The following is an 8,035-nucleotide window of genomic DNA, read 5'->3' as shown; positions in this document are numbered from 1 at the left end:
TAAGAAAACCCGGCCTGCCGTCGTCAAAGCGCGACAGAGGACCAATATTGCGAATGGTGCGTTTCCTGTTTTTTCTGACACCGTCAACTTTGATGGTGTAGCTTTCAGCCACGCGCAGATACGGTTTACCATTGTTCGTAACGCAATCGATGTACATGGCAATCACCCCCATGGATGCGTCTTATCAGTCTGTCTAATTATACCATCAAAGCAAGCGTAGCGCAAGCAAAAAACCGCGATTTAACGCGGTTTTTCAAAGAGTTTCTTCGCAAAATCAAACTACTGTTCTGTTAAACTCGGGGAGAAGCGAGGCTCAGCCTCTGTCCTTCTTCACGATATCCGGCCGCAGGAAGCCCAGGGTCTTTAACCCTGGGAGGAATGCGGCCTTCCCTGCGTTATAATTGTCTTAAGGCACTCCGCATTGCGGAGAAACGGTTTGCACCTTCACAACAAAAGATATGGGGTTGCGCGAAGGAACCGTTTCGCGCGTAAAATCTTCTGCGTTGGCCGGTTGCTGCCATAAAGCAACTTCGCTGCTCGAAAGAGCAGGGCTGCCGTCAACCAGCCGGACGCGGGGGCCGCTTCTCCAGGGCTACCTGCAAGTCCACCGGCTTTAGCCGTGGGTAGTTGACTCACGATTCCTCTACCAGTTCCTGGCCATCCAGGGCGAACATGATGACGCCCTCTGCGCTAACCTCGCCCTCCACCGTGGCCCGGCAGTGAGCCTTCCCCACGTTGCTCCGGGTCTTCAGCACCTCTACCTCCATCTTCAGGACATCCCCAGGCACAACCATCCTTCTGAACCTCATGCTATCTATGCCTGCGAACAAAGCAATCCGGCCACGGTGTTCCTCCATGGACAGCAGCGCCACGGCGCCAACCTGGGCCATGGCCTCGACCACCAGGACCCCGGGCATGACGGGCCTGCCAGGGAAATGACCCTCAAAGAACGGCTCGTTAGCACTGACGCACTTGATCCCCACGGCACGGCGTCCCTTGTCCAACTCCAGTATCCGGTCGACCAGCAAGAAGGGGTAGCGATGCGGCAAAACCGCCTGGATTCCTGCGATATCCAACATATAGGATCGCCTCCGCCGTCTACTTCGACACTGCGGCGGGCCTGTCCTGCGTTGACCCAAAGCTCCGGAGGAGGGCATCCTGGATCCCGGTCCCCTTGTCCGCCAAGCGTCTCGCGAGTTCCAGGGATAACACTGGGCCCCACATCTCCCTCTCAGCCCTGAGAGACTGCCCGCTGCCTTCCATGGTGCCCTTTAAGACCTCGTTCAGCAGTAACGACAGGAAGACAGCCTCAAGCTCCTTGGCCGCCCTGTTGACGTCAGCGCCTTCCATGTGCCTGCCTGCGCTGCCCTGAATGCCGTAGACGTACATGAGCCTCCCCCTATCGCCTTATCTGGTTGGCCAATCCCAGCATTTCATCGGCGCTCTTGAGAGCCCTGCTGTTCAGCTCGTAGGCTCGCTGTGCCATGATGAGGTCCATCATCTCCTGGACTACCTCGACATTGGACATCTCCAGGTAACCCTGGATGAGCCTTCCCGATCCCCCCGTGCCCGGCGCTCCAGTGGTCACCTCACCGGTGGCTCCTGTCACTCCAAACAGGTTGTCTCCCAGGCTCTCGAGGCCGCCTGGGTTCGGAAAGTCCGCCAGGATCACCTGGCCCACCTCAACGGGGGCACTTGAGTCTGGAGCTAAGGCGGTGATCCTCCCATCAGGAGAGATGCTGATTTCGGTGGCACCAGCGGGTATCTTGCCGTCCCCCGAGACCACCAGCCTGTAGCCTGACCCTGTGACCAGCTCACCGTCTAGATTGAGTTTGAAGCTCCCGTCCCTGGTGTAAGCCAGGGCTCCGGAAGCCAGGCGGACCTGGAAGAAACCCTGGCCCTCGATGGCAAAATCCAGCTGGCCCCCGGTTGGCTGCAGGGAGCCCATCCGGAAACTTCGCTGGGTGGATGCGGGTTTCACCCCCTGGCCCACCAGGAGTGGGCTGGGTGTGGGCCCCGAACCTGCAGGGATCACCTGTGTATACTTGAGGTCCTGCATCTCCACGCGGCTCCTCCTGAACCCCGTGGTGTTCACATTCGAGAGATTATGCGCTATGGTATCTACCGCCAGCTGCTGCGACCGCATGCCGGAGGCTGCTGTCCACAATGCCCTGATCAACGCTTCCTCTCCCCCCTCTAGTAGAGTCTGGCCACTTGATCAATGGCCTTGCCCAGCGCTTCATCCTGGGCCTGGAGCGCCTTCTGGTTGGATTCGTAGGCCCTCATAATGGTGATTATCTCCACCATTTCCTTCAGGGCGTTCACATTGGCACCCTCTAGGTAACCCTGTCTTACCCGGGCATCCCTGGCCAGCGTCGCCGGGCCTGAGCGCTCAGTTGCGGCGAACAGCGAATCCCCTTGCCTCTCCAGTCCCAGCGGATCCTGGAAGTCTACGGTATGGAACCTGCCTATCTGGGTGTTCCCGGACCTCACATTGCCCTCCTTGTCCACGCTCACCTCGCCCTGCTGCATCCTCAAGGGCCCTGATTCCCCCAGAACGCGGAATCCCTGGGATGTTACCAGGTAGCCTGCCCCGTCCATCACAAAGGCACCACTCCTGGTATAGCGGACACCTCCGGGAGTCTCAACAGCGAAGTAGCCTGGCCCCTCCAGCGCAAGATCCAGAGGGTTCCCTGTCTCCACGAGCCCACCCTGAGAATGGTCCGTGAGACTGCCCTCCAGGCGAGAGCCAGTAGTCATGAAACCCACCGGCGCCGGGAGCGGGCCTGCTCCTCGCGAAAGCAAGGTAACGCCTGGAGTGTCATTGACCCTCCAGATGTCTACCTGGCCAGAACTGGAGAACAACGGGAACTCCCGCTTGAAACCGGATGTCTGGGCGTTCGCAAGGTTATTGGAGCTCATATCCAGCCGTTGCTTCTCCGCGATCATTCCCCTGGCGGAGAAGTATATCCCTCTAATCAACAGGTGCACCTCCCTGCCCCAAACAAAAGTGGCCGCCCGGCGCAATCGCCAAAGGCGGGCTTTCACAAGAGTGCATCCTTCGGTAGCCCGGCGGTCATGGCCATTCAGGCTTTAGACCCGCGGCTTTGCGCCCCCGCCTTTCGACGGGTTAGCCCTTTCGGGAGCTATATTCACTGTAAATTTATGCTATTCTACGTCTCCAGGCAGAATCCTCCTTTTCTTGCAGGAACACCTAGAGAACCCGCTCAAGAACCTTAAGGTGGTCCTGGTATACCTCAGAGTACTCCAGGGCCTTGCCGGTTCCCATGGCAACGCAGGATATGGGGTCGTCCGCGATGTGCACCGGAACCCCGGTTGCCTTGACGAGTAGACTGTCTAGACCGTCCAGCAACGCGCCACCACCAGTCAGGACGATACCCTTGTCCATGATGTCTGCGGACATTTCCGGGGGTGTCTTCTCCAGTACCCGGTGAACGCCGTCCAGGATGGCCGTGAGACACTCGGATATGGCCTTTGCTACCTCGGAAGAGTACACCGGAACGGTCTTGGGCATTCCGGTGACCAGATCCCGGCCACGCACCTCCATGTTGACCTCCCGGCTCCCTGGACAGGCAGTGCCAACGCTTATCTTGATCTCCTCCGCCGTGCGCTCCCCGATGGCCAAGTTGTGCTCCCGCTTCATGTAACGGGAAATCGCCTCGTCCATCTTGTCTCCCCCGATCCGCAGGGACTCTGAGAGCACGATCCCGCCCAGCGAGAGGACGGCAATATCCGTGGTCCCCCCCCCGATGTCCACCACCATACTGGCGCTGGGCTTCGAGATATCCAGGCAGGCTCCAAGCGCCGCTGCCAGCGGTTCTTCAATGACGAAGGCCTTCCCGGCCCCTGCCTGCTGGGCGGCTTCCAGAACGGCCTTCTTTTCGAATGAGGTCACACCCGAAGGGACGCACACCATGATCCTGGGCCTCACGAGTGCTCGCCTTCCGCAAACCTGGGCCAGGAAGTGCTTCAACATGGCCTCGGTGATATCATAGTCGGCTATGACGCCCTCGCGCAACGGCCTGATTGCCACGATGTTACCAGGGGTCCTCCCGATCATCTTCCTGGCCTCAGTCCCTATGGCCAGTATCTTCCGGGTGTCCCTATCCATGGCCACCACAGAGGGCTCTCTCAGCACGATCCCCTTACCCTTGACGAAGACGATAATGCTGGCAGTCCCTAAGTCAATACCAATGTCTGAAACCAGCCCCAACATAGGCGTGCCCCCTGTTGCGATGGCGCTTTGACCCTCTCCTTCTACGCATGTTAGAATTATCCTCTATCTGGTGGTAGATGCTCCTTTCTGGCTGTGTACTTTTTCTTGGTGGCTTCGCCGCCTCGTATGTGCCTCTCGGCCTTGTTCAGTTCCAGCACAGCCTTGACCTGGCTGGCAAGTTCGGGATGGAAACGCGGGAGCCTCTCGGTGACGTCCTTGTGAACGGTGCTTTTGGAGATGCCAAATACGGCCGCGGCCTCCCGGACAGTGCAGCCAGTGCGCACGATGTGGCGCCCTACTTCTACCGCCCTCTCCCATATAAGGTCCTTCACCCGCCCGCCCCCTTTGCCCCTGTCCTATCCCTAAGATGTATATGCCTGGGGCAAGGGCAAAAATGACCCCCCTGGGAGTGGAACCCTTCCGTGCCGGGCTGGATTCCAATCCCGAGGGGCCCGGCTGTACCGGGCAGGAGAAGGGCTTGTGACCCTTTCGGGCCACAGAGGCCTCTTTACTGCACAGGTGGCGGTGCCTAGCGGAACAGGGTCTGGGGATCCCGAGGTTCCCCCTGGACGCGCACCTCAAAGTGAAGGTGAGGGCCTTGGCCTACCTCAGCAAGGCCGGGAGCACCTACTTCTCCCAGTACCTGGCCAGCCTTGACCTCCTGGCCCTCCTCCACCCTGGCTAGACCCAGTCCCATGTACCGTGTCTCCAGTCCCTCGTCATGGCTGAGCACAACCTGCCCCCCCCATTGACGATCCTCCGACACTCGGGCCACTAGGCCACCGGCTGCCGCCCGCACAGGGCTCCCTTCCGGTACCGCGTAGTCCAGACCTGGGTGAAACCTCCAGTCTTCATGGGTCAGGGAGTAGTTCCAGCCGTAGCCCATGGAAACCTCCGCCGCGACAGGCGCCACCATGCGGACCTCTTCAGCCTGCACCGGAAGTGGCGCCGCCTGTTCAGGTTCGGGTGCTGGGAGAGCAGGTTCGGGTTCGGTTCTAGCCGCGGGAGCCTCCTCAGCTTCGGACTCCTCGGGAGCCTTGACCTCCTCCAGTTCCTCACCATCTTGGGTCCCTGAGGGAAACAGGGTCAAGGTGTGGCTGTTCCACCAGAAGGCAGCCAGGGCCGATGCACAGAATATGGCCGCCAGGAGCAGGATCGCAGGCGCCCGGCGAGGCACGTGGCGCCAGAGCCTGCCGCTGCCTCTCTTCAGAAAGGAGGCTAGGCGTTGTCTCAGTCTCCTCAAACGTGAATACCGCGGGACATCCACTTTAATGATCACCCCGCGGTATATTCTGCCCCAGAATCTCCCAAGTATTCCTTTCTATCCCCCGAAGGCCGGCACAATCTCGACGCCCTTGTAGAAGTACTTGATTATGGACCGGAAGTCCCGGCCCTCCCTGGCCATGCCGTCAGCGCCGTACTGGCACATGCCTACGCCGTGGCCAAACCCGGTGGTGGTAAACACCACGCCCTCAGGCGTGAGCCTCCATGAAAAGAGCGTGGACCTGAGCCCCAGGAGGGAACGGAATTCCCGCCCGCTCAGTGTCCGGTCCCCTACCCTGATGCTCTTCACCCTGCCGGTGGAGGATGCCTCCATGACCTGTATGGGTTCCGCGGAGGCCGCCAGCGCCTCCACAGGCACGTCCCCCAGAAGCATGGCAAGCCTGTCATACTCCACCTGCATAGTGTCCTTGTAGTAAGGCGAGTGGCTGTCCCAGGGGCAGGGCACCGACCTGAGGTAGGGCAGGGCCTCCTGCCAGACATCCTCCGAGTTCTCGGTGTACCCTCCGGACGTGGAATGATAGACTGGGTCGATAACGATGGAATCGTACGTAACGATGAGTCCCTTGGTGCTGTCCACGGCCACTTCCACCCGAGCCCAGCGCTGCCGGAAGGTAAAGATGCCCCACCGGGCACGGGCTTCATCCTTGGATACGTAGGCTTGGTCAACAGACGGGTCGGCTGTCAGGTCTGCCTCGGGGTGAAGGGCAGCTCCGGTGTCTCCCTTCTCCCTCAGTCTCCTCACGGCGTAGGTCCGAGCCACCACTGCCTGGGCCTTCAGGGCCTCCATGTGAAAGGAGGTTGGCATTTCGGCGGCTACCACGCCCTTCACGTACTCCTCCAGAGGTATCCGCTCTACGCTGCCGCCTGGCAGGAGAAGGTTCACGATGACTGGCTCACTTTCAGGCTCGATAGGGGGAGGGGCAAAGTCCAGCCCTCGCACTAAGACCGCGGGAAGCCCCACGATGATGAGGAGGAGGAACAGCGTCACCCAGCCCACCACCCTGACCACCCGTGTCACCCCCGGAATGTCGCGGTACGCTAATGTATATGGTGGTCAGAAGGGTGATATGACCGGAATATGTCCACAACGGGGGTACTGGCTAAGCACTAGCAGTGCCTAGTTACGGGTATGTCTCCACGTCGACCCCAAGGGCCCTGAGTTTACCAGGCATGTCCACATACCCGCGCTGGATGTGCTCGGCTGAGGACACCATGGTGACTCCCTCCGCCGCCAGGCCGGCTAAGACCAGCGCTGCTCCAGCCCTGAGGTCTGTGGCCTTAACCGGGGCCCCGCTAAGGCTCCTAACCCCCTGTATAACCGCTGCCCTGCTCTCTATCTTAATCTTGGCTCCCATTCGCTTGAGCTCGTCCACGTGCAGGAAACGGTTCTCGAAAACGGTCTCCGAGATGACGCTGACCCCCTGGGCTAGGGTGAGGAGTGACATGAAGGGTGCCTGCATGTCTGTGGGGAAACCTGGGTAGGGAAGGGTCTTTATGTCTACTGCCCTTGGCCTGCGAAAGGATGTCACCTGGAGCCAGCCGGGCCCCTCTACCACGGACACCCCGGCTTCCTGGAGCTTGGCCAGCACGGATTGGAGGTGCTGTGCCATAGCCCCCTCCAGGCGGACCGAGCCCCGGGATATGGCCGTGGCTACCATGTAGGTCCCGCACTCGATCCGGTCTGGGATTACCGTGTGGCTTACACCGGTGAGCTCCTGCACACCTTCGATGGTGATGGTCCCGGTACCGGCACCAGTCACACTGGCACCCATGGCATTGAGGAATCTGGCGAGGTCGACTACCTCAGGCTCTTCGGCAGCATTCTCCAGTAACGTAATGCCCTGGGCTGTGGAGGCTGCCATGAGAATGTTCTCGGTTGCGGTCACACTGGGATAATCCAGGTATATGTGGGCTCCTTTCAGCCGGGGGCAGGATACTTCCATGGCTCCCCCGCTGATGGCCACGGAAGCCCCTAGCGCTTCGAAGCCCTTCAGGTGAAGGTCGATGGGCCTTGTGCCTATGGCACAACCGCCGGGCAGGTGGCTGCGGGCGAGCCCCAGTCTTGCCAGGAGCGGTCCCAGCACGAGCAGGGATGCCCTCATCCGGCCTACCAGGTCCTGAGAGGGCTGGTGGGCGTTAACCCCCCGCGGGTCGATCTTCACCGTGGTGCGATCCAGCCAAGTCACAGTTGCCCCAAGGTCATCCAGGAGTTGGAGGATGGTACGAACGTCTTCAAGATGCGGGACGTTCCCTATTGTGCTGGCGGTGTTACCAAGGAGGGTCGCCGCCAGTATGGGAAGCACGGCGTTCTTCGAACCCTCTATGTGGATTGAACCCTGGAGGGACCCCCCCCCCTTGACTACTATGGTGGACAACGCGACCTCTCTCCCGAGCAAGCGCCAGATTCCTGTCCCAAGGGCATATTTCCGGGAAATATTGACCCCAGGCTGCCTTCATGCGCCAAGATCCATCACATCTAGTATGGGCTGGATGGAGCTGGATATTCCGGCCAGC

9 protein-coding genes and 1 riboswitch are annotated in these 8,035 nt (G+C 60.1%); all 9 genes read right to left on the bottom strand.

Annotated elements, in window-relative coordinates; genetic code table 11:
* Positions 1-632 precede the first annotated feature (632 nt).
* Entirely contained in the window at positions 633-1,079 is a 447-nt protein-coding gene (gene fabZ / locus AB1576_07655; GenBank protein MEW6081636.1) for a 3-hydroxyacyl-ACP dehydratase FabZ, read from the bottom strand.
* A gap of 19 nt (positions 1,080-1,098) precedes the next feature.
* A complete protein-coding gene (locus AB1576_07650; protein ID MEW6081635.1) occupies positions 1,099-1,389 on the bottom strand; it encodes a hypothetical protein in 291 nt (96 codons plus the stop codon).
* Between the two features lie 10 nt (positions 1,390-1,399).
* On the bottom strand, positions 1,400-2,179 hold the full coding sequence (gene flgG / locus AB1576_07645) for a flagellar basal-body rod protein FlgG (protein ID MEW6081634.1): 780 nt from the start codon (positions 2,177-2,179) through the stop codon (positions 1,400-1,402).
* 17 nt (positions 2,180-2,196) lie between these two features.
* On the bottom strand, positions 2,197-2,982 hold the full coding sequence (flgF, locus tag AB1576_07640; protein ID MEW6081633.1) for a flagellar basal-body rod protein FlgF: 786 nt from the start codon (positions 2,980-2,982) through the stop codon (positions 2,197-2,199).
* Positions 2,983-3,060: 78 nt separating this feature from the next.
* A riboswitch (cyclic di-GMP riboswitch) is annotated at positions 3,061-3,146 on the bottom strand.
* Positions 3,147-3,214: 68 nt separating this feature from the next.
* Positions 3,215-4,237: a rod shape-determining protein MreB gene (mreB, locus tag AB1576_07635; GenBank protein ID MEW6081632.1), complete on the bottom strand. Its 1,023-nt coding sequence runs from the start codon at positions 4,235-4,237 to the stop codon at positions 3,215-3,217.
* A 56-nt stretch (positions 4,238-4,293) separates the two neighbouring features.
* Positions 4,294-4,569: a sporulation transcriptional regulator SpoIIID gene (gene spoIIID / locus AB1576_07630; protein ID MEW6081631.1), complete on the bottom strand. Its 276-nt coding sequence runs from the start codon at positions 4,567-4,569 to the stop codon at positions 4,294-4,296.
* Between the two features lie 197 nt (positions 4,570-4,766).
* The gene (locus tag AB1576_07625) at positions 4,767-5,516 is read right to left on the bottom strand and encodes a M23 family metallopeptidase (protein MEW6081630.1); all 750 of its coding nucleotides are present in this window, start codon (positions 5,514-5,516) and stop codon (positions 4,767-4,769) included.
* A gap of 42 nt (positions 5,517-5,558) precedes the next feature.
* Positions 5,559-6,530 carry a stage II sporulation protein D gene (gene spoIID / locus AB1576_07620; GenBank protein MEW6081629.1) on the bottom strand — a complete coding sequence of 324 codons (972 nt, stop codon included), beginning with the start codon at positions 6,528-6,530 and terminating at the stop codon, positions 5,559-5,561.
* A 112-nt stretch (positions 6,531-6,642) separates the two neighbouring features.
* Entirely contained in the window at positions 6,643-7,896 is a 1,254-nt protein-coding gene (murA, locus tag AB1576_07615; protein MEW6081628.1) for a UDP-N-acetylglucosamine 1-carboxyvinyltransferase, read from the bottom strand.
* Positions 7,897-8,035: the final 139 nt, after the last annotated feature.

Source organism: Bacillota bacterium (assembly GCA_040754315.1).
Classification (GTDB): domain Bacteria; phylum Bacillota; class Sulfobacillia; order DUSP01; family JBFMCS01; genus JBFMCS01.
The sequence above is the reverse complement of the archived record's forward strand: the minus strand, read 5'-3'. Positions and strand labels throughout refer to the sequence as shown.

Excerpts from the sequence above, each read along its gene's own strand:
- fabZ (MEW6081636.1), bottom strand. The coding sequence starts at position 1,079 with ATGTTGGATATCGCAGGAATCCAGGCGGTTTTGCCGCATCGCTACCCC.
- mreB (MEW6081632.1), bottom strand. The coding sequence starts at position 4,237 with ATGTTGGGGCTGGTTTCAGACATTGGTATTGACTTAGGGACTGCCAGC.
- AB1576_07650 (MEW6081635.1), bottom strand. The coding sequence starts at position 1,389 with ATGTACGTCTACGGCATTCAGGGCAGCGCAGGCAGGCACATGGAAGGC.